This window comes from Paenibacillus sp. J22P59, assembly GCF_059383895.1.
Map to the genome: position 1 here is coordinate 185,417 of NZ_JBXENX010000007.1, position 20,871 is coordinate 206,287.

The following is a 20,871-nucleotide window of genomic DNA, read 5'->3' on the forward strand; positions in this document are numbered from 1 at the left end:
ATCTTTATTTCAAGTAACGTGCGCTTTCTTCAACAGCTTGATTAAGCGCCTCTTGTGCATCACTGCCATGAACAACGGCTTCTACCGCAGCAGAGAGCTGTCGGTTCACTTCATTCCACTTCGGATTAAGCAGGAATGCTGGTGTATTGTCGGAACGCTCGAGCATCGTGTAGTAAGGCTTATACAACGGGTCTTGATCCTTCTTCAGCTCATTAACGACGCTAATCCGTACAGGCAAGTCCGCTACGCGCATCTTGATCGCTTCATCAGATACGTAATATTTGATAAATTCCCAAGCCAGATCCTTTTGCTTCGAATCCTTGGCAATGGACAATGCAGATTCGGCTACTACCCCTTTAACCGGCTTGCCCTCGAACGCTGGCATTTCAACCGTACCTACATCTATGCCTGCAGCCCGGAACGTTTCGAGCGGCCAGATGCCACTTTCCCACATTGCAATTTTGCCGCCTTTGAAAATATCCTCGCCGCTCTGCTGGCCTTTGCCGCCAGTCAGCACCGCTGAACCATCCTTGAGCATATTGCCGAATAATTGAATGGCTTCTACCGTTTCTTTACCATTCATATGGCCTTCTACCGTTTTGCCATCGTCGGACAAATATGCACCGCCATTACTCCATACGAAGCCTTGCAGATCATACGTATCATTCTCGGCACGAACGCCGAAGCCGTACTGCTTCTTCGATTTATCTGTCAGTTTCTTAGAAATTTCATTAAACTCTGTCCATGTCCAACCATCTTTAGGATAAGGAATGGACGCATCATCAAACATTTTTTTGTTATAATACATCACTCGGGTCGTGAACCCAGCTGGAATGCCATAAAGCTTGTTGTCGATCATGCTGTAGTTGAACAATCCTGCATAGAAGTCGTCTTTATTCAGATCCTTATCATCGTTAGCGTAACTGTCTAGCGGCTCAAGCGATTGATGGTAAGTTGGAAAATCCCACATATACATGACATCGGGAGGATTCGTAGCGCCAAAGCCCGCTGCCAGCTTCTGATCGAAGCCATCTGCATACGCCTCTACCTGTACCTTCGTGCCTGGGTGTTTTGCTTCGAAGTTTTTGGCGATATCCTGCTGAATCTTGAGCGCATCACCTGTGTCCCAGGTCGCGAATCGCAATGTCTTCGTTTCGCCCTTCCCACCTTGGTCCTTTTCTCCGTTAGCGTTTTCATTGTTGCTGCCGCAAGCGGACAGCATGGTCATCGCCAGCGTTGTTGCCAGAACTATCATCGGTAATCTCTTCTTCACTTGGCAGCTCCCCTATTCATGAGTAGATAATAATTGAACCGCTTTCATTGTATCTAAAATGAAAGCGGTTCAACACGGACATCTATTCGAATGTTTGTGCGTTTTTGTTCGATAAGAAGGGGCGGGTGTCATTCTGTTCGAGACTCGCCGCCTTTTTGTTGGATGCGGTATTCGCTTGGGGTCTGGCCCGTACACCGCTTGAACCATTTACTGAAATATTTGCTGTCTCCAAGACCCGTACGCTCCGCAATATCCTGCATCGTAAGCGTCGTATCCCTCAGCAGCCCATAGGCAAGCTTGAGCTTGCGCTTATATTGGAAGGCAACGAAGCTGTCGCCCAGTGCTTTTTTGAACAGGATGGAAAAATGGCTGCGGCTCAGCCCCACTTGGCTTGCAACGTCGCTGACCGACCATTCGGCAGAAGGATGCTCATGCAATAGCCGAACTGCTTTCCAGATCGGCTCCGGCCAATCTGTCACCGTTACGTCGTAGGCTTTCTCAATCTCAGCTTCTTTATGCAGGGCAGTGAACGCCTCCAGCCTTTCCTCCGCACTTACAAGCGGTCCTCGCTTGGCCCAGTGCAGCTTGGCCATTCTGCTCTTGCGTTCGATGAGCAAGCTTTCAACCGTCTCCCTGCATGCTTGCGGCACGAGAATATAGCAGCGGTTCTCACCGAACGGAATGAACGCGCCTTGACAGATTTCCTGCTCCTCGCTAGGTGCATCCTTCACCAGCTCCGGCCATTTTTGATCGCAGCCAGATGTCTTGACCAAATAAAGATAAGCAGGCTGCCCCTCAAACCGCCATACGCCTGCAGCGCGCTTCCGCATTTCATCGGCAAATTTGTCGCTGTGCCCGTTCAACCAGGCATAGAGCATACTGCCTAGACGCTCCTCCCTATCTTCACCAGATTCCTCACTGCTCGGAGCAGCCTCTGCAAGCTCTCGCTGAAACCTCTCCAGCATGCCCTCCAGCTCTTCATCTTCAAAGGCAGTCTTCAGCAAATAGCCGGAAGCTCCCAGCTTGATGCCTTGCTGGGCATACTCGAAATCTCTATGGCAGCTTAGCAAAATAATTTTCGTATTCGGGGCAGCCTCCTTCACCTTGCGGCAAAAAGCGATGCCATCCATCTCCGGCATAACAATATCCGTAATGACAACCTGCGGCCGATGCTCCTGGAAGGCTTCCCATGCTTTTCGCCCATTGGCTGCGTCCGCCACAACCTCCATTCCGTATTTAGCCCACGGCACCGTAGACTTCAGTCCTTTTCTGACAATGCTCTCATCATCTGCAATTAATACTTTAATGCTGCTGCTCGTCGTTTCCATGCGAATATTCCTCCCTTTTCGGCCATCGAATCGTGATGGTTGTCCCTTTGCCCAGCGTTGAGTTTACCGAGAGCCCGTATTGTATTCCGAAGTGAAGCTTGAACTTTTGATTAGCGTTTTGTACACCGAGCCCTCCTCGGCCTTTACGCTGCTGAGTGCCTGCCATATGCAGCCGCTTCAATTTGTCCGGCGGAATGCCAGCGCCATTATCCGCTAGCCTCAGCACAATATGATTGCCTTCCTCTTTTACAGTTAAGTGAATGGTCCCTTCACCATCCTCGAAGCCATGGAAAAATATATTTTCGAACAAAGGCTGCAGCGTCATCCGCGGAATGAGATATTGCTTCAATGAGTCTTCACATTCCAGCTCATAGTGGAATACGGAGCCATATCTAATCTCTTGGATTTTGAGAAAATGCTCGATCATTTGAAGCTCTCTGCCGATTGGAATAAGCTCCTGCGTAATATCGAGATTGCCCTCGAGCACCATTGTTAGATGATAGAGCATCTCGCGAATGTCCTCGGCGCCCTGCAGCCTTGCTTTCCATTGAATCGAATTCAACGTATTGAACAATAGATGCGGATTAATCTGATAATGAAAAGCTTTCAATTCCGCTTCTTTTTTGAGCCGCTCGCTGCGTTCAACCTCCTGAATAAGCGACTGAATGCCTCGAACCATGCTGTTAAAGCTCGAATCCAGGCTGCCCAGTTCATCCTTGCTTTTGACCATAGTTCTCGTATGCAGCTTGCCGAAGCTTACCTTCTGCATCGCATCCTTCAAACGGCGAATTCTCCCTGTGAAGTGCGAGGAGAAGAAATAGGCTAGCCCAAATGCCAGCAAGCACGAAAGAATCGCAAGCATGATCGTATACGACCGTATTAGTGCAGACGAACGATAAAATTCCTTGGCAGGAAGCCGTGCTTCAATCGTCCAACGATTCTCGGGGAGTGTCTTGTGCCACACAATATCGCTCTCTTCTGGCACGAAGGCTCCTGCGCTAGCATAGATCATCCTTCCTTGCGGGTCAGCAATGGAGAGATGGGCCTTCGTATCGCTCTCGAATAAACGGAACATATGCAGCAGATCGTCGGCATTCTCCTCAATGAGTATTCGACTGCCCTGCAGCGCACCATACGGATTATTGATTGGAACAACTAAACCCAACAACGGCTGTCCCGTATTATCCGTATCAATCATGCTGTGCTTCTGTGGATAAAATCCGAGCCAATATTTTTCCCTCAATTCAGCAGGAAGCGATGCCCATATTGGAATATCATGAAGCTTGGCCACATCCAGATTATTCTCTCCATAATAATAACCAGATGGGGTAATAATATAGATGCCCTTCGTACGGTCTGTTTGAAGCGCTTTCAACACGGTTTCAAAATCATTTTTTGCTACAATTTCTTTATAGGCGATTGGAGCAGCTTCTCCAAGTATTTCGCTCGCAGGATTAAGCAGGTAAGAATAAATCGTCTCAGTCGTCTGGTTCATCCGGTTAAGATAGGAGCTGATTTGCTCCTCTAGCTGTGCAACTGCATTGTCTCCATATTTGCCGAATTGCGAATTAATAACGTTGGCCGATTGATAGTAAGACAAGCCCCCGAGTACAAAAAGCGGGATGAGTGTTACGACCAGAAAACAAAATAGCAGCTTCGTTCGAATGCTTCGGTAGGAGCCCGACCATCGGCGGCTCGTCAAACGCTTCAACATCGCTTGAAACATACCAGGCTATCCCCCTTGTTTTCTCTACTGTAAGAATAAATTTAGTGTATCATGGCCTTCGCATACCGAACATGTAACCATCATCCAGTCTTATAATAGGAAAAGCACTCCCCTTCAGCCGCCATATGCGAAGGGAAGTGCATTCTTTTGTTTAGGTAGCGTACTCATTGCCCAGTATCAGGAATACGCTCGACGTCCAAGTGAAGGCACGGTCCCGCAGTCCTTCTCCTGTAAGGGCATCGAAGTTCTCCGCCATGCCGCTTCGATTAAGCATCGTGCAAAAGCGTCGAGAAACTTCCTCAGCGAGCTCTCGATCTCCCGCAGCATGAACGCCTTCTACTAGCAGCATGGTTGAAGGAGCCCAAATCGGCCCTCTCCAATAACCGTCTGGCAAATAGTAAGGGCTGTTGATGCTTTCCGTTGCCCATCCGTTCGCCGTAAGGAATCTTGTCTCATCTCTCAGGCCTTCGAGGAGCGCAAGGCGAATCTCATCCGGCAGGCGCTTGCCGAGCAAGATTGGTACAAACAACAGCAGGCTGTCGCCTTCAGAAAGCTCATGAGTACCAGAACGACAAGCCGTGAAGCGTCCGTCTTTCCAGAAGTGATTAATCATTTTGTCTAGTGTGTCCTTAGCAAGCTGGCGCCATTCGGAGGCTTCCTCTGCCTTATCCAGCTTTTCAGCGATATCGCCTAGCAGCTCGGTCTGCAGGATGAGGAAGGCCGCCAAATCTGGGCTTTCCACTGGAATGCCATTATTGAATGCGGTACTATTGTCCCAGCCGCAATCATTGCCATGATTGTACTGCGGTATTCCATCTCCATCGCCGTCGCGATAACGGAACCACCAGTTTGTCCATTTGGATAATGGGCCGTATACCTCCTGAAGCTGCTCCAGCTGGATGAAATCTGTTCTTGCCATCATCCAAGCCAAGGTCCAGCCATGAATCGGCGGCTTGTTGCAGTTCCACAGTTCATACTTATCATTAATGAAATCCGGTATTAACCCGCTTTCGTCCTGCCGATCGAAAAAGATCATGAATTGGTCCCAGGCAAGCTTCGGATCATGGCTCACGAGTGCCATCGCATTAAAGCAGTGATCCCAGCTCCAAATATTCGTCATCCAGTTTTTCGACATATACATAGCTGGACGCGTCAGACAGCCTTCGGCTGGAACAAGGCAGGACCAAGTGATATAGGCAGCTAATTCACGCCCCGCCTGGAAGCTCTCCGAGACCGAAAGGCTATTGTCCAGCCATGCCGAAAATTCTGTACGAGTCTGGCTGACTACATCATCGAAGGATGCCCATTCGAGTCTCGGCTCCTGCACGGTACGGAACTCTTCGATAGCGAACTCGGCTGTATCCTGGCCTGTACTTGGAATGAATTCCGCTACAATACGGGAGCTTTTGATTTTGTCCCATGGGACTTCCATCTTGAGCTCACCCTGCAGCTTGGTGAGCATGAAGCGACATTCATGCGTAAAGCTGTTCACTTCCCAGCTACGGTCTGTGACCTCGTAAGCATAATCATACGCTGCCGGCCGGAAGGTAAGCCGAATGCCGCAGCCGCTCGTGCGGATTCGGAAGGTGCTGCGGCCCTCGATACAGAGCTCTGCGCTTCCGGTTGCCGAATGAAGTAGAATTCGTTCTGGAGCAGCCTCGATCGTATAAGGCAGAGACTCACCGTTACTATCCAGCATTTCAATTAGAAAGGCTTCCCCGAATTTATCGTCGCCGCCGCGAACAGTTCGGAGGTATAAGCCTTGTTGTCTATCCTTTGCCTCAGGCAGGAGAGATATCGCTAGGAACGATCCTCTTCTGCTGAAGGGAACTACATTTAGATCAAAGTTCATAGGTATGGGCTCCTTCACTAGAAAGTATGCGCTTTCAGTGTACCTGAAGGAATGGCTTGAACAAACGGACAGTTGTTTCCGTCTATTCGCCATTTTGTCATTAGAGATCGAATCCGTGTCATTTTGTTAGATTAAACCCGTTCTTTTGTATGATTCATGAGCTGCCTAATCAAATGGGTCTGTCCTGAAAGCATGAAGTTCGCTGGAGAGATGGCTCACTTTCAACGAAAACATGAAAATAGGGCTGCCCCAAAAGTCATGAAGATGATTTTGGGGCAACTTCTTTCCTTCGCAGGTATTTTTAGAAGTAGAAGGGCTTAAAGCTCTAGGAGCTTTAAGAGCTTTATCCCTTACGCTTCAGATGGCGCATAGGAAGAGCTTACTCTATTTTAGAAAACGTTTTTCGTAAAAACAGACTTGATTTGGGGGCATGTCGAAGATAACGTCAGCTATATTCAGTAGTCGGAAACCGATCTGCTCCACTAGTGAACATAACTTCACTGTTGGCCCTTTTTATCTGTTTGAGCAGTGAGATAGAGCAATTGTATTCCTTAATTTGTACATGACATTCCTTCTCTGGCTTAGGAGCCTGCCTTTTTGGACAGTCCTTTCTTTTTTCAGGGCGGCGATTGGAACAGCTGCATGAACCAGACGCCACCTTCCATGAAGAAGGAATAAATCGGTGTAGGTGTTCGAACAAATTAAGAACAACCGACGATGTCCGGCGTTTTCTGCTTCGAGGATTGCCAAAAGTGAGCTTTGAGGCTCGGTGGCTGTCGCTCACCTGCCGTTACTCAAGAAGACAACAATAAGACCACACAGCAGAAATGGCGGTGCAGGAATAACCTCCTTAGCATCGCCATTTCTTAAATTTTCACCAAATTTCTAGTAAGTACGCTGTCTCTTCAAGTGAGTAGAGCTACTTCTGGGACAGCCCCATTTTCCTTTTGGTCTATTGCTGCTTGCTTCATAAAATCCTTAAATGGAAAATTTTTATTTTGTTCCATCAAGGAACATGCTTCGCTAATTAGTGAAAATGCCTCACTAGAGAATCATCAAGCATGTAATCTAGCTTTATTCCTTTACCTACTACTTGGCGAGCAATTGGTAAGTAAAATAAATTGGATAGTTCATTCGAGGCTCTCCAAACAATTTCGGGGCAGCCCCTTAATTACACCAAAATTATTTCTTATTAAGCTCACGCCTTACAATAGGTGCTACTTCACCAGCCAGCAGCTCAATCGAAGCAGCAATGCGAGACATTGGCAGGCCTCCAATATCAATCTGCGCCATAAATCGGTGATGTCCGAACAGCTTATGCTGCGCCACTATTTTCTCGGCAACTTGCTCTGGGCAGCCAACTAGAAGCGCGGTACCGGGACCAACATTACGCTCAAACTGTTCACGAGACAAGGATTCTCCCCGTGAAAGGCCGCCCAAGAAGCGATTATAATAGCTCACATAATGAGGGAAGAAATCATCAAGTGCTTGCTCCCAGGTCGGTGCAACATAACAATGACCTGTAATCGCTACTCTAGCTTGATGATAGCCAGCCTGCGAGGATGCTTCCTGATACCTTTCTACCAGAGGCTTAAATCTCGCGGGATCCCCGCCGAGCAAAGCCAATGCCATTCCCGCGCCAGAACTGCCTGCAAGAGCAGCACTCTCAGGAGTGCCGCCTACTCCAACCCATATAGGCAATTGCTGCTGAAGCGGTCTTGGCGCAATCTCCGCATCCATTAAAGCCGAACGCAGCTGCCCGCTCCAAGTTACCCGTTCATGCTTGTTGAGCTTCATAAGGAGCTGCAGCTTCTCTGTGAACAGCTCTTTATATTGCGCTAATTCATAGCCGAACAGAGGAAAGGATTCCACATAAGCCCCACGACCGACAATCACTTCTGCCCTGCCATCTGACAAGAGATCAAGCGTAGCGAAGTCTTCAAACACACGGACAGGGTCCGCTGTTCCGAGTACAGTAGTTGCACTAGTCAAGCGAATACGATTTGTCCTTGAAGCGATAGCTGCTAACAAAACGGGTGGGGAGGATACAGCAAAGTCAAGCCGATGATGCTCCCCGACACCGAATACATCCAATCCAGCATCGTCTGCTATTTTTGCTGCTTCCACAATTTCTTTGATTCTCTGATGAGCGCTTACTGCGCTGCCATTCAATGGATTTACGGCAAGGTCTCCTAAGGTGTAAATGCCAAATTCAAATGTACCTGCTTGCATATCGTCTCTCCATTCCGTCTTTTTGCGTTTACTTCCAATATAATTGCCAGCCAGCATTTATTACCGGCACAAACACCCAGTCACAATCCGCTCCTGCATCATATGATACATTGTAGTCAAGACGTAAGGAGGTGCATGTAATAATGTCCGGTTACGTTGGTGGAGCATTCAATCACACAGGTACGATTCTTGTTCTATTCATTCTGCTGGTGATCATTGCTTGCAGCTGCGGCTTCTTCGGTGGATAATCATTATTATGAAATAAAACCAACACAAAAGACCCATTCGATGGGTCTTTTGTGTCATTATGGGCTAGGTACATATAAAAGATACCGTCTGCTGAATCCATGACATAACCTGTCGGTAAATAAATGTGTTCCACGACCAGGTTATGACAAATAATTTGTTCCCAGTCTGATACAATCATTCTCATGTTGTCTCTAACAACTACGAGGAGTGAAATGAATGGAATCCATTATTAATCAGCAGTTTACGAATGAAACAATCAGCTTTGACGGTTTTCGCTTTATTGGCTGTACCTTTACGAATTGCGTCATTATTATTTCTACCTTACACTTTGATTTCAATAGATGCTCATTCTATGAATCAATTCTGCATGTCAATCCGAATCTTCCCGTCTTCGAGATCTCTCATCGGCTTTCCCAGTCCTCGTATGACACTGATACCGCTTGCTACCGTAATGACTATAAATTTCCGAGAACGATCGTGGAATTGCCTGCTGCAACGCTGGTGCATTAAGCAGATAGAAAGAACGAAGAGGCATTCTGCTACAGCGCAGCTTGCCTCCTAGGCTTCCTATGATATCCACGTCGTTCAACTATGGATTCATTTCTCTTATCCACTGATGCGATTGACAATCTTCAATACGGCAGCTCTCGTTAATTTGTTGCCGCCTGCCGTAAGAATCTTCACCGTCGCATGTGCTAAGGAAAGCGGAATTTTACAAAACTCCAGTGCAGGACCTTCCTTCAGCTCTGCGATATACTCATCTGCAACCTTCAGATTGCGGCGAGTATATTGCAGCATTTCCTTGAAGTCCCAGCCCTCAGGATAGAAGCTAACCCCTCTTTCGAGATCCTCTGCTTTGTTGCGAAGAATGTTGACCGCCTGCAATCCTCTGCCGAATGCAACGGCCTTCTTCATATCCGATTCTGTCCCGTCATACCACAGCCACAGCTCAGCCAACATCTCGCCTACCATACCTGCTACGCTATAGGTATAGCGATCAAGATCTTCTTCTGTCTTAATGCTGAAGCCGGCCTCTACCCACTCCGCCATTTGCTTCGACATCTCTGCCGTATAACGATAAACCGTAGGGGCTATCGTAGGCGGACATAGCAGCGCCCACTCATGCAGCTGCATCGTCACATCCGGCAGAACTGCTTGATGTGGAGACAATACCTGACGAGTCGCTTCAACAACATTATCAGCTTGCATAGCCTGTTGAAGAGCATACAAAAGCCCAACCTTCAATTCATCTGGAAGAGCGGGGTGATCCTCAATCTCATCAATGGCTCTCATACACAGATAACCTGAAGTTACAGCTTCACGCAGGCCTGGAGTCAAGCGACTGATCGGAATATAGAATGTCCTGCTCGTCTTTTCTAACATGGTCATGGCATCATTTAGGACAGCGTTATTAATGAGTATTCCCTCCAAAAAAGAACATGGCTTATTTTCTACCTCTATCATAACATACGTTGAAGAAAGACCCCAAATGGAATACTCGTTTTTCCGAATCAAAAGATTACTTTGTACGGCTCGAAACTATCGTTCTTCTACAAGGTGAATACCGTCTCATCCACTATTGGAATTAGCTGGATGAATAGGAGAAGGATACAGGGAACATCTGTCGAATGATTAGGGATGATGTCGAAACGGAAACTAATACTTATAACTGCTCTCTTTATACTGGTTCTCACAGGCATGCGTCTGTCCTGGCTTTACTGGTATGCCGAACCTGAACACCCAGCAGCCCAGCAAGGGGTGCTTGATTTGCGTGATTGGGATTTCGAGAATAATCGAGCCATTTCAATGGATGGCGAATGGGAATTTTATGCGAATACATTGCTTACACCAACTGACACAGGAGGTATAGATTCATCCAGCATCAAGTCTTATATTCAAGTACCTGCGGATTGGAGCTCTTCCTTGGGCAACGAGGGCGATTCTGCTTATGGCTACGGCTCCTACCGATTACGCATTCTTATCGGGGAAAGGTCAGAGCAGCCCTTGCAATTCAACGTCCGGGGAATAGAAACCTCCTCCAGCATATTTATTAATGGAAAGCTGCTCTCAACATGGGGCAAGCCTGCCGAGCAAGCTGATCAGTACATACCAAGAGATAAATCCTATACCCTGTTGTTCACGCCCGATCGAGATGCAATTGAGCTTGTCATACATGTTGCCAATTTCGATAATCCTCGGGCAGGCGGAATAGCAGCTCCCATCAAGATAGGCTCACAGGCAGCAGTAGACAATGAATGGATGTATGCGGTTGGTTTTCAATTAGTGACCTTTATTGTCCTGCTTCTGCACAGTCTGTATGCAGGTATTTTATACTTATTCAACCGCAGGCAAAAAGCACTTATTTATTTCTTGTTCTTCATCTTATTCTCTGCAGGCTGTATCGTAACTGATGACGATCAAATATTGCTCATGTGGCTGCCAATCGACTATTTATGGAGTGTAAAGCTGAGACTGTTCATGTATGTCGGTATGTCTGTCTTCATGCTTCAACTAATTCTGAAGATATTCCCCTCCTACAAGATTGGAAAAATCTTTCGCTGGCATGCCATTGCAGGCGGCATTTATATGGCAGTTCTTCTCTTGGCACCAATAGAAACGACTTTTTATGGGAGCTTTATTTGTAGGTCCTTAATTCTTTTCCCGGCTGTTATGGTCCCTTATTTCATCTTAATCCTAATATTGAAAAACCAAAACAATGCCATATTCTTGCTTTTGTCAGCTAGTAGTCTAACCTCCAGTATTATATGGGGAGGCTTCAAAGAGCCTGGCTGGAGTTTTTATCCAATTGATATCATGATTGCAATCATTGGATTTGCGACCTACTGGTTTAAGCATTACTTCCAAAGTGTTGCAAAGACGACCCAGCTTGCCGAAGAGCTTCAAAGAACGAATAAATTGAAAGATGACTTCCTGGCCAATACATCGCATGAGTTAAGAACACCGCTCCATGGCATCATCAACATTGCCCAAACCATCCTAACAGGTGAACAAGATACCTTGCAGGATAAGAATAGACAAGACATGGAACTGCTCCTTACCATTGGACGGCGAATGTCCTTTTTACTTAATGATTTGCTTGATTTGACACAGCTCAAAGAGAATCGAATAACGCTTCATCCGTCCTCCATGCGTATGCAGTCGGCAGCTTCAGGCGTCCTTGATATGCTTCGTTTTATGACAGAAGGCAAGCCTATTTCGCTTATTATGGATATTCCCAAATCATTCCCTCCTGTGTGGGCAGATGAAAAAAGAGTCGTGCAAATTCTATTCAATCTTGTTCATAACTCGATTAAGTTCACGACTACAGGAACAATTGTCATTCACGGGGAGATCAAGGATGATGGCTTGGCTTACATTCATGTGTCAGATACTGGGATAGGCATGGATGAAGAGACGAAGCTTCGAATATTCCGGCCTTATGAACAAGGCATTCACGACAAGAGCACGCCTGTCGGAGGCATTGGGCTAGGATTAAGTATTTCCCAGCAATTAGTCGAGCTGCATGGGGGAGAACTAGCGGTGAAATCCACTCCGGACAAAGGCTCCATATTTTCATTTTCTCTTCCCCTTGCCGAAGCATCGGAGCGTAATTGTGAACCGGCTCCCACTGCTGTTGAAGCACTGGCAAGCCAGACTTCACTTTTTTCTATAGCAGAAGAGAATGTACTACTACCGAGTTTGGATCCCCCATCGGTGATGGCTGGGAAAGCCCGAATACTAGCTGTAGATGATGATGCCGTTAATCTAAAGGTTCTGTCTAATATATTAGAACGAGAGCAGTATACGATTGTAACGGCAACTAGCGGCAAAGAAGCCATCATGAAGATCGAGGAAGGCCAATGGGATCTGGTTATAGTTGATGTTATGATGCCTCATATATCCGGCTATGAAGTGACTCGGATCATTCGCGAGCGCTATTCAATCTCAGAATTGCCCGTTCTCCTCCTAACAGCTAGGAGCCAGCCTGAGGACATTTACTCGGGTTTCTTATCCGGAGCAAATGATTACGTAGCAAAGCCTGTTGATGCTCTTGAACTGCGGTATCGTGTTCGAGCTCTAACAGAAATGAAGCAGTCCGTTGGTGAGCATCTACGAATGGAGGCTGCTTATTTACAGGCCCAGATCCAGCCGCATTTCTTATTTAATACTCTGAATTCGATTATCGCTCTGAATGATATTGATACGAGCAGAATGCATGATATGATCGAAGCCTTCAGCTCTTATTTGCGGATTAGCTACGACTATTGGAATTCCGAGAAGCTGGTTCCTCTTGTACACGAGCTGCAACTGGTCCGTTCTTACCTCTATATTGAGAAAGAACGATTCGATGACCGATTGGAAATAGTATGGGAGGTAGAGCCGGACATTGAGCTGGATCTTCCGCCCCTCTCCATCCAGCCTCTGGTGGAGAATGCCTTGCGTCATGGCATACTAAGCCGTTCCAAAGGCGGAACCGTTCATATTCAAATTAGTAGCAGAACGACTTACACCGAAATTTCGATTACCGACAACGGGATAGGAATGGATGAAGAAACGACAAGCCATTTGCTTACCTTCAACAAAAACAAGCGAACAGGAATCGGATTGTTGAATACAGACCGCAGACTGAAGCAAATGTATGGGAAGGGCCTAACCATCCAAAGCAAACCGGGAGAAGGAACAACGGTCTCCTTCACTATCCCAATAGTCATAAACAACCCTATTTCTAATTAAAAAGACAACATTCGATTCATTACGAATCGAATGTTGTCTTTTTTCATACAGAAGCAAGCGGCAGCTCTGATGGCAACAAATCCTGTGATTTCGTTACAGCCTTCCGCTTGTCATAATGTTTAGCCCTATACATAACACGATCAGCTTCTTTAATGAGCTGTTCTAATGAATACCCGTTCTCCAATGTCGAACTAACCCCAATGCTCGCGGATAAGCATACGTTCTGCCCATTCAGAAGCATATGGCGGCCTAGCTCCTGTCTCAGTTTATTCACTAAGAAGGATAGCTCACCATTCTTCCGGTCATTAATCTGCTGGATAACAACAAATTCATCGCCGCCGTATCGAATCAATCTATCCTCTGGCGCAATCGTACGATGAAGCCTATCGGCAATTTCGCGCAAGACAAGATCCCCGCAATAATGGCCATAGGAATCATTCACCTGTTTGAAATCATTCATATCTATAAATAAGGCGCGAAGCGGTGCATCCGGAATTTCTTCACATAGCCTGCTCAGATAGCGCCGATTATACAACCCGGTTAACGTATCCGTCATTCGATCTTCTTCCAGCTCTACTAGATATCCAAGCAATCCGGCTAAAGACTGTAATAGAGCAATCTGTGACTCGACGAGAGGGATAGGCTCGGCATCAACAAGACCAATGATAACCGTTGTATTTCGGTCCGAGGAGCTGGTAACCGCTATTCCCGTCAAGGAGCAGCTTCGAACTTGTTCATCATCTATAAGTGCTGCCGTTCGTTTATCCTGACTGAACCGATGGATACAGAGAACAGATGAATGTTCCATAATAAGCTTGCACAAAGGCTGAAAAACAGCTAATGCTTGGTCCATCTCATTCACACTCTGAGCGAAGCTGTTGCGACCTTTTATAATGCGGCTGGTTGCTCGATCATTTATGGCAATAAATAGCGAGGGGACACCAAGCATTTGTATGATGGTATTCATCATTTGCTCCGCTGCTTCATCGATGGAATGAATACAATTCATGGTCTCAACTCCTGATCCGATTACACGACACTTCTCGTGTCTTTCTATCTTTTCAGTATATCAGCCCATTCTGTACACTTTCTAAACATAAATGCAATAAAAAAAGGCGAAGCAGCATTCATTCTGCTTCAGCCCAATCATCGCATTTCGGCCTATTTTATGCATCATTTTATCGTTTTCGGTCCTATATACATGATAATCTTGATAGGCTTTACTATTTTATGTTCAAAGATCATCCCTTGACAATCCTCCGCAAAATAATAATGCGTAGAATCTACAAGATTCAATATGTATAACGTACTCTCCTAAGAACACTTATGAAGGATCTTCTCTATTTCCCCTGATGCAGCTTAACTTATCTCCATTAGCTTATTGGAGTATCCCAATTGCTATCTCTCTTTTGTTTCTTCTTGTTGTCTGCTCGTTTGGTGATCAGAATGAGAAAGATAATGCTAGCCATGCAAAGAAAAGATAAGGCTACAAGAGAATAATGCTGAAACATATATAGACCAGCCAGTAAGAGAACTGCTGAACTAATAAAGCCGACCAACTCGTTGGTTTTCATTTGGCACCTGCCCTTTTTGCCTAATAATTACATCGTAGGCAATATAATTATAGCAGGCTTTTAAGTTTATAGTAAAAAAAATAGTGAATAATATGAACAAAATTCGAATTAACCCTTAGCTTTCTATTTCGTTAAGCATCGTTTGGAACCGTTTTTTGACTTCTTCATAGCCCTTGACGACCTGCTGCACCTTTTGAAATTCTGCGTCTGCCGGGCCCAGATCGTTCATAAACATCATCTGCAATATTCGATTATAAATCGCTTGTCGCTCATCAATATTTTTAATTTCCATCCGCAGTAAATCTTCAAGGTCATTATGTTGAATGAGCTCCTCTATATCCATTCCATTCAAAGAAATGAAGTCTGAATTTCCGATAATAATGTCTGGGTTGGAATCATAGCGAGAGCCTCTAGGCTGCGGAATAGGCTCGGGAATGTCTTCCTCTGTTCTTCTGCCAAGAGGAATGGAGGTATTCAGTTCAGAGATAACAATGCCTTCCCTTGCAAGCATGACTTGGAAGGTCTTGTTTTGCAGCAAATCCGCTATTACGAGTCTTGACATATCCTTATTCCGAATAAGCATCGAATCAAACGGATGCAGGATCCACTGGTCCTCCTCTGAATGGAACAGATTAAAAGTAAACCATTCCCCTCCATAGTTGAATCTAATATTTATTGTCGTCTCCGAAATAATCTCAAAGGTAAAATCCAAAAGAAGACCCCCCGTATGGAATAATATAGTTACATTATACCAAAAGAGAGGCCTATGATGAGCTATGTTATTTTTTTTCTTGAAGGATGAAATCCGCCTTTTCTATACTGGCGATTACAATACAGACTGCGATAAATATTCCTAGACAAATGCCCTCGAACAACAGGATCACTCCCACTCATTCGTTTGTATCAATCTATGCGGACGGTTAGTCCATCATTACAGTATCTCCCACCGCTCTAATTCTACATACGCGCGCAACAAAAAAACGAGCTTTCTCAGCTCGTTTCTGCACTGCGCCTATATGCTATTCTAAAAAGCCCTTAGAAGTATTAGTGGATTGCAGCTCAGCCTGAGAGGACTTAATCCCTAATCGTTGTCCTACCTGCTGGTTAATCTGCGTCATTTTCTCCGTTTGCTGAGACACAGTCTGAATGATCTGACGGTTGGAGTTCTCATATTTATCCATTGCACTGAACAAATCTGACATTGCTCTCTCAACCAATTCCATGCTCATGGCAGGCTTTGTGAGTGCCTCATTCGCTCTTGTGGTCGTTTCATTCAGCAAGCGAGCATTCTCGGCAAATTGATTGCCCAGCATCTCATTGGTTGAATTAACTGCGTCTATCGCTTTCATCTGATCGTCAATCGCACTGGCAATAAGAACAGAGACAGACATCAAATGCTGTGTCTTATCAATCGAGCTGTCGAGTGCGTCCATCAGCTTGTCATTCGTATCGTTAATGATATCAGTTGCTGCGATCGCTTGCTGATACAGCATAATCATCTCGGTATAAGTCTGAATGCGGGTTACAACCTTGCGAAGACCACGCTCTAGATAAGACTTGCGCAGCTCATTCTCTGGCTTGAGAATCTCGGCCTCGAACATCTGCTTGATCCGATTGCCATATTCAATCAGCAACTGAAGCTCATAGACATTCTCCAAGCTGCTTCTTTTCAAATTACGCATATGGACAACATTCTCTTCCAGATTGTCGCGCCCATCGCGAAGCGATTTCACAATGACCTGCACATTTGTTTTGGCCGATTGATACTTGTAAATATAAGCCTTCATCGGTGTCTTTCTAAGCAGCTTTTGCATCAGGCTCAATTGCTTGCTTCGACTAAGGTCTTCCACCTCATTACGCAGCTTCAGCATATTGCTGGCAACCTCTGAGCGTTTGCCCGACATCAGATCCGATAACGGACGCTCGAGCATCGTCAAGGTCTGACCAGACCTCTCTAACGTCTTCTGTCCCCTCTTAGAGATCTCATCCATTAGTGTGTCTAGATTACTCGTGTCTGTCGTCGCTACTTTTTGCATCGTTAGCTGAACTTCTTGCTCCAGCTTCTGATAATCTTCCTCTTTTACTTGAACGAGCTGCTTCGCCATTTGCTTATTTCTCCCCTCTTAATCGTTTAATCGTGATAGCCATATCGCTGTTGAATTAATTCCGCCCTGGTTCTTAACTCCATAAGATCCTTTTGTTCAATCGTCGTCGTGTACGACGTCAATTTTGAATTAATGTCTTTGATGCCATCCAATAAAATTCTGCGATTCTGCCGCTTTGCCTCGCCGCTCAGACGCAGGAATGGATTAATCGTAGAATTAATATCCTTGCGGATCAATCGAATGATATTGTGATTGATTTGAGGATCTCCCAGAACGATTAAATCAGGAACGATGCGATTAATTCGAGCGAGTAAGGCTAATGTCTTCTGAACGATCTCAGGGTCAAGCCTGTTGTTCTCGCCTTCCAGCAAGACCATATCCTCTATGATGCCGATGTACTCAAGGGCTTGCGCAAGTTCTGGGTCCGTAGTGATAGGCGGAGCTTCAGCAGAATCCTTTACTTGCGGAGCATTATTCGGTAGATGCGGTGACTGTTGCGCTGGCGGAATAGTCTGTGCTTGCGGTACAGCCGCATTCTCAAGCTGACGCTGCTTTTTATTCCTTAGGACCATGAAAATAATCATTCCGATCGTAGGTATAGCTAATGCAATATATACGGAAGAAATCAGATAGACGATAATTCCGACTATATATACACTTACTGGAATGATAATATCTTTTTTGCGTATGTTCAGTTACAACACCTCCATTACAATAACAACTCCACTGCTCATTATTCATGTCCTACCTATCATTATCCCCAATAAAGCAGGTTCTCGTCAAATATTTGGAGCAAGGTTATCGCATTTGAACAGCCTGCTCAATATAACCCGCCTTAACTTCGAACTTCGGATTAGGAGGCGCAATCGTTTTTTCCAGAACGGCCCTGATCGCCAAGTACGGCATATTCACACCGGATAGACAAGTAATGAAGAGGCCCCCGGACATCCGTGGATTAATCTCAAGCAGCTTAGCTATTCCTTTACTGTAACGGACCTGAATATTAAAGGCGTACGGAATACGCAGCTCACTGGCGATTCTGCCTGCAATAGCTAGCAGCTCTGCATTATCTTCGAGCAGATAGACCCGACCTGTAGATTTGCGGCGAGGAATAGCGGTAATCAGCTCTCCTTTGGCGTTCGCAATACAATCAATACTATATTCTGGTCCGTCAAGCATCTCCATAACCATGATGTTACTGAAGCGTTCCGTTAGCGCCAATGTCTCATAAGCCTGTCGGAACGTCGTAGATAAGGTAACATAACCGAATAACTCCGCTAACGGATCACGTTCATTGTTAATAATGCGGAAGCCCATGCCGCCCTCGGATTTAGTAGGCTTGAAGCATACCTTATGCCCTGCCTCTACAAGCTCTTCATAAGCCTGCTTGAAATCCTCGGCATTCTGAACGACGCGATAATCAGGAATGGCGACAAGCTCTTTGTCTCTCAGTGCCTCGTAAAATTTATCCTTCTCCACCATGGAGTCCAGCAGCTCTGTATCTCTGCATACCATTACCTTGGTGCCGATCTCATCGAAGAGCTCGGCATGCCGGGCTATTTCCTCCATATGCAGCCTTGGAATAAACACATCTATCTCATGGCGCTTGCAGAAATCCACACAGAATGCAACATATTCTAGTCCTGTAACTTCCGGCTCTACCTCAACGACATCAGAGGCCTGCAAAGACATATGATTTATATCTGGATGTGTGCCATAGAACTTGAATTGTTCCCCATCTGGATTATCCCGAATCATATTAATATACAAGTAAGCGACCGAAAACCACCGATTCATATAAATGCGTGTCATTGAAAACAACCTTCCTTATCCGGTTTGGAATGTACATTTGTTAAGACATGCTCCGTAATTCGATCCAAAATTTCATCCGATGCCTTGGCTCCGCTGCTGCTCGTGAATTGAATATGCTTATGCTCAGAGTAAAACCTTCTTAATTCACCATGAGCAGGAGCTAACGCATAATCCGCTGTCATAAGCAGACTTTCATCTAATAGACTATCCCCTGCCGCATAGAGATACCCTGCAGCCAATTTGTCTTTGACATACGCCATGGCAGATCCCTTGCTTACTTTGTCTGGAACAAGATAGACCTTCCTTCCTTGCAAAGAAAGGCTCCAGCCTAGAGGCAGCAGGCTTTCCCTCAAGCTGTCTAGAGCACCCAGCGGTACTTCTGTTCGCTCTACACGTATGGAGTAGAACAGTTCATCACACAGGTCGATGGATTTCACCCAGTCCGCAGACGCGATTCTATCAAACAAATGAATGACTTCCAAATGGTCCGCGCAATGCTCTTTGACGAGGCCCCTGACCTGTTCATTCCATTCCTGATCCGGCTGTCCATCCTTGAGTATAGTTCCTCCATTGCTCATGATGGCATATTGAGGACGGAAAAGCTGGGACATTCCAAATATACGGTTGTATTGTGCCGGTATACGTGTCGTTACCGGAACGAAATGAATGAGCTTTTGGAGGGCGCTGAGCTTATTGATCGCCGTTCTGGTCATGAAGGACAACGGCTTATCATCCAGCTGCTCAACCAGGTCAAGCTCCTCCTCCAATATAACGCCCATTGATCTTCTTGAATAAATCAACGTCTGATCTAGATCGCTTGCGAATATCATTCGGAGCCCCCCTCTAGCGGTTTAATAATGCCGCAGCAGGAATAGGTAAGTCCGGGGAATTCTTCTACAGGAACATTCCGATCCTTTGCCAGCAGCAATATATGTCTAAGATTGGGGTTGTCCAACCGGTCGACGAGTATTTTCCAAGGAATTCTTCGGAGCAGCACACGAGTCGTCTCGCCTACGCCAGGCTTCACTAGATTCACATTATCAATCTGAAAATGCTGCTGAATACGCTTGATATCCTCCATGCCGCGCCATGTAACCTTATAGCCAGCTGGATTCATGCGATGCGTGTCAGCCTCTAGCTTTGCCATAGCAATATTCGATTCAAAATAAGCACTAATCGTATCTACGAATAGATTCGAGAGATCCTCCGCTTGCCATTCCTCATAATATTTGGCTCCATGAAAATCATAAGGGCCAATCAGATCATCTCTTAGCACAGTACGGCTTATCAGGCCGGACACGGTAGAGTTCAAGCATGCGCTTGGGATCAAATAATCTTCTCTAGTGCCGAATATGTCTGAGCAGCAGCCCGGGTCCGCCAGTACAGCCAGATCATCCTCCAGCTGTAAGCCATATTTGTCGTTGATGCTGGAACAAGCCTCAATCAGCACCTTCCTTATCGCCCCTTTGCCTGTCCAGCCATCCACGAATTGAATGCGGCGGTCGGGATGCTGCTGGTTCATATAAAGGACAGCATTCTCATCTATTCCTTTGCCTCGAATAATCGAAAGGCTGTAATGCGGAACATCCACCTTATAGACAAGCTTAATATAACGCTTGATCAATACGCCGATAGGCGTACCTCCCCGAGCCAAAGAAGCTAGAACAAGATTCAGGCCTTTGTTATGGACAATAATTTCAGAGACGATCGCTACTGCTCTTGCCATTTTGTCGGCAGATTCCTTCAGCGTCTCATGAAATAGTTCAATGTAGGCAGGCGTCGGCTTATACTCAATAGGCAGGCTCTCCGAATAATGTCCACCCGATTGCATAGCTCGCTCTCGATCTTGTGTCTGCTGCTCCAGAGAAACTCGGCTAAGATCTTTCAGAAGGAAGATCGCATCCTCCTTCTTGTAGCTCCCCATCCTGTCTGGAGGAGCTATTGGCAACTGATGGTTCTTCTGAGTCATGGTTGTACGACCTCCGG

17 protein-coding genes are annotated in these 20,871 nt (G+C 45.9%); 3 read left to right on the forward strand and 14 right to left on the reverse strand.

Translation table 11 applies throughout. The features are described from left to right. Positions 1-4: 4 nt before the first annotated feature. The 5 genes from AC50YO_RS14205 to AC50YO_RS14225 all read right to left on the reverse strand — a co-directional run bounded on the left by AC50YO_RS14205 (position 5) and on the right by AC50YO_RS14225 (position 8,411). Positions 5-1,255 carry an ABC transporter substrate-binding protein gene (locus tag AC50YO_RS14205; protein WP_494848116.1) on the reverse strand — a complete coding sequence of 417 codons (1,251 nt, stop codon included), beginning with the start codon at positions 1,253-1,255 and terminating at the stop codon, positions 5-7. A gap of 146 nt (positions 1,256-1,401) precedes the next feature. Further along, a complete protein-coding gene (locus tag AC50YO_RS14210) occupies positions 1,402-2,601 on the reverse strand; it encodes a response regulator transcription factor (protein ID WP_494847897.1) in 1,200 nt (399 codons plus the stop codon). Continuing rightward, positions 2,576-4,327: a sensor histidine kinase gene (locus AC50YO_RS14215; protein ID WP_494847898.1), complete on the reverse strand. Its 1,752-nt coding sequence runs from the start codon at positions 4,325-4,327 to the stop codon at positions 2,576-2,578. The genes AC50YO_RS14210 and AC50YO_RS14215 overlap by 26 nt, the downstream gene beginning before the upstream one ends. A 151-nt stretch (positions 4,328-4,478) precedes the next feature. Further along, complete coding sequence (locus AC50YO_RS14220; RefSeq protein ID WP_494847899.1) at positions 4,479-6,179, reverse strand: amylo-alpha-1,6-glucosidase; 1,701 nt, start codon at positions 6,177-6,179, stop codon at positions 4,479-4,481. Between the two features lie 1,182 nt (positions 6,180-7,361). Beyond that, on the reverse strand, positions 7,362-8,411 hold the full coding sequence (locus AC50YO_RS14225) for an LLM class flavin-dependent oxidoreductase (RefSeq protein WP_494848117.1): 1,050 nt from the start codon (positions 8,409-8,411) through the stop codon (positions 7,362-7,364). Between the two features lie 143 nt (positions 8,412-8,554). Between AC50YO_RS14225 and AC50YO_RS14230 the strand changes: the two genes are divergently transcribed. Then, positions 8,555-8,659, forward strand: coding sequence for a YjcZ family sporulation protein (locus AC50YO_RS14230; RefSeq protein WP_494847900.1), 105 nt, complete (start codon positions 8,555-8,557; stop codon positions 8,657-8,659). Between the two features lie 217 nt (positions 8,660-8,876). After that, positions 8,877-9,170, forward strand: a complete 294-nt coding sequence (locus tag AC50YO_RS14235; protein ID WP_494847902.1) for a hypothetical protein — start codon at positions 8,877-8,879, stop codon at positions 9,168-9,170. Positions 9,171-9,266: 96 nt separating this feature from the next. On the opposite strand, the gene AC50YO_RS14240 is transcribed toward AC50YO_RS14235, so the two are convergent. Beyond that, a complete protein-coding gene (locus AC50YO_RS14240; protein ID WP_494847903.1) occupies positions 9,267-10,049 on the reverse strand; it encodes a squalene/phytoene synthase family protein in 783 nt (260 codons plus the stop codon). A 252-nt stretch (positions 10,050-10,301) separates the two neighbouring features. Between AC50YO_RS14240 and AC50YO_RS14245 the strand changes: the two genes are divergently transcribed. After that, the gene (locus tag AC50YO_RS14245; RefSeq protein WP_494847905.1) at positions 10,302-13,394 is read left to right on the forward strand and encodes a hybrid sensor histidine kinase/response regulator; all 3,093 of its coding nucleotides are present in this window, start codon (positions 10,302-10,304) and stop codon (positions 13,392-13,394) included. 43 nt (positions 13,395-13,437) lie between these two features. Here the strand turns inward: AC50YO_RS14245 and AC50YO_RS14250 are convergent, their stop codons facing one another. From AC50YO_RS14250 to AC50YO_RS14285, 8 genes are all read right to left on the reverse strand, one after another. Then, positions 13,438-14,403: a GGDEF domain-containing protein gene (locus AC50YO_RS14250; RefSeq protein ID WP_494847906.1), complete on the reverse strand. Its 966-nt coding sequence runs from the start codon at positions 14,401-14,403 to the stop codon at positions 13,438-13,440. Positions 14,404-14,767: 364 nt separating this feature from the next. Then, complete coding sequence (locus AC50YO_RS14255) at positions 14,768-14,968, reverse strand: hypothetical protein (RefSeq protein ID WP_494847907.1); 201 nt, start codon at positions 14,966-14,968, stop codon at positions 14,768-14,770. Between the two features lie 115 nt (positions 14,969-15,083). Then, on the reverse strand, positions 15,084-15,680 hold the full coding sequence (locus AC50YO_RS14260) for a hypothetical protein (protein ID WP_494847909.1): 597 nt from the start codon (positions 15,678-15,680) through the stop codon (positions 15,084-15,086). A 307-nt stretch (positions 15,681-15,987) separates the two neighbouring features. Then, complete coding sequence (locus AC50YO_RS14265) at positions 15,988-17,073, reverse strand: toxic anion resistance protein (RefSeq protein WP_494847910.1); 1,086 nt, start codon at positions 17,071-17,073, stop codon at positions 15,988-15,990. A 26-nt stretch (positions 17,074-17,099) separates the two neighbouring features. Continuing rightward, a complete protein-coding gene (locus AC50YO_RS14270; RefSeq protein WP_494847911.1) occupies positions 17,100-17,657 on the reverse strand; it encodes a hypothetical protein in 558 nt (185 codons plus the stop codon). 214 nt (positions 17,658-17,871) lie between these two features. Then, positions 17,872-18,885, reverse strand: a complete 1,014-nt coding sequence (locus tag AC50YO_RS14275; RefSeq protein ID WP_494847913.1) for an ATP-grasp domain-containing protein — start codon at positions 18,883-18,885, stop codon at positions 17,872-17,874. Next, positions 18,882-19,715, reverse strand: a complete 834-nt coding sequence (locus AC50YO_RS14280; protein ID WP_494847914.1) for an HAD family hydrolase — start codon at positions 19,713-19,715, stop codon at positions 18,882-18,884. Before AC50YO_RS14280 ends, AC50YO_RS14275 begins: the two co-directional genes overlap by 4 nt. Then, the gene (locus tag AC50YO_RS14285; protein WP_494847916.1) at positions 19,712-20,854 is read right to left on the reverse strand and encodes a cysteine protease StiP family protein; all 1,143 of its coding nucleotides are present in this window, start codon (positions 20,852-20,854) and stop codon (positions 19,712-19,714) included. The genes AC50YO_RS14280 and AC50YO_RS14285 overlap by 4 nt, the downstream gene beginning before the upstream one ends. Between the last annotated feature and the right edge of the window lie 17 nt (positions 20,855-20,871).

What these genes read in the sequence shown, in the direction of transcription:
- AC50YO_RS14215 (WP_494847898.1), bottom strand. Translation starts at nt 4,327, where the DNA reads ATGTTTCAAGCGATGTTGAAGCGTTTGACGAGCCGCCGATGGTCGGGC.
- AC50YO_RS14245 (WP_494847905.1), top strand. Translation starts at nt 10,302, where the DNA reads ATGTCGAAACGGAAACTAATACTTATAACTGCTCTCTTTATACTGGTT.
- AC50YO_RS14270 (WP_494847911.1), bottom strand. Translation starts at nt 17,657, where the DNA reads ATGATTATTTTCATGGTCCTAAGGAATAAAAAGCAGCGTCAGCTTGAG.
- AC50YO_RS14250 (WP_494847906.1), bottom strand. Translation starts at nt 14,403, where the DNA reads ATGAATTGTATTCATTCCATCGATGAAGCAGCGGAGCAAATGATGAAT.
- AC50YO_RS14230 (WP_494847900.1), top strand. Translation starts at nt 8,555, where the DNA reads ATGTCCGGTTACGTTGGTGGAGCATTCAATCACACAGGTACGATTCTT.
- AC50YO_RS14205 (WP_494848116.1), bottom strand. Translation starts at nt 1,255, where the DNA reads ATGATAGTTCTGGCAACAACGCTGGCGATGACCATGCTGTCCGCTTGC.
- AC50YO_RS14240 (WP_494847903.1), bottom strand. Translation starts at nt 10,049, where the DNA reads ATGACCATGTTAGAAAAGACGAGCAGGACATTCTATATTCCGATCAGT.
- AC50YO_RS14280 (WP_494847914.1), bottom strand. Translation starts at nt 19,715, where the DNA reads ATGATATTCGCAAGCGATCTAGATCAGACGTTGATTTATTCAAGAAGA.
- AC50YO_RS14235 (WP_494847902.1), top strand. Translation starts at nt 8,877, where the DNA reads ATGGAATCCATTATTAATCAGCAGTTTACGAATGAAACAATCAGCTTT.
- AC50YO_RS14285 (WP_494847916.1), bottom strand. Translation starts at nt 20,854, where the DNA reads ATGACTCAGAAGAACCATCAGTTGCCAATAGCTCCTCCAGACAGGATG.
- AC50YO_RS14275 (WP_494847913.1), bottom strand. Translation starts at nt 18,885, where the DNA reads ATGACACGCATTTATATGAATCGGTGGTTTTCGGTCGCTTACTTGTAT.
- AC50YO_RS14220 (WP_494847899.1), bottom strand. Translation starts at nt 6,179, where the DNA reads ATGAACTTTGATCTAAATGTAGTTCCCTTCAGCAGAAGAGGATCGTTC.
- AC50YO_RS14255 (WP_494847907.1), bottom strand. Translation starts at nt 14,968, where the DNA reads ATGAAAACCAACGAGTTGGTCGGCTTTATTAGTTCAGCAGTTCTCTTA.
- AC50YO_RS14225 (WP_494848117.1), bottom strand. Translation starts at nt 8,411, where the DNA reads ATGCAAGCAGGTACATTTGAATTTGGCATTTACACCTTAGGAGACCTT.
- AC50YO_RS14265 (WP_494847910.1), bottom strand. Translation starts at nt 17,073, where the DNA reads ATGGCGAAGCAGCTCGTTCAAGTAAAAGAGGAAGATTATCAGAAGCTG.
- AC50YO_RS14210 (WP_494847897.1), bottom strand. Translation starts at nt 2,601, where the DNA reads ATGGAAACGACGAGCAGCAGCATTAAAGTATTAATTGCAGATGATGAG.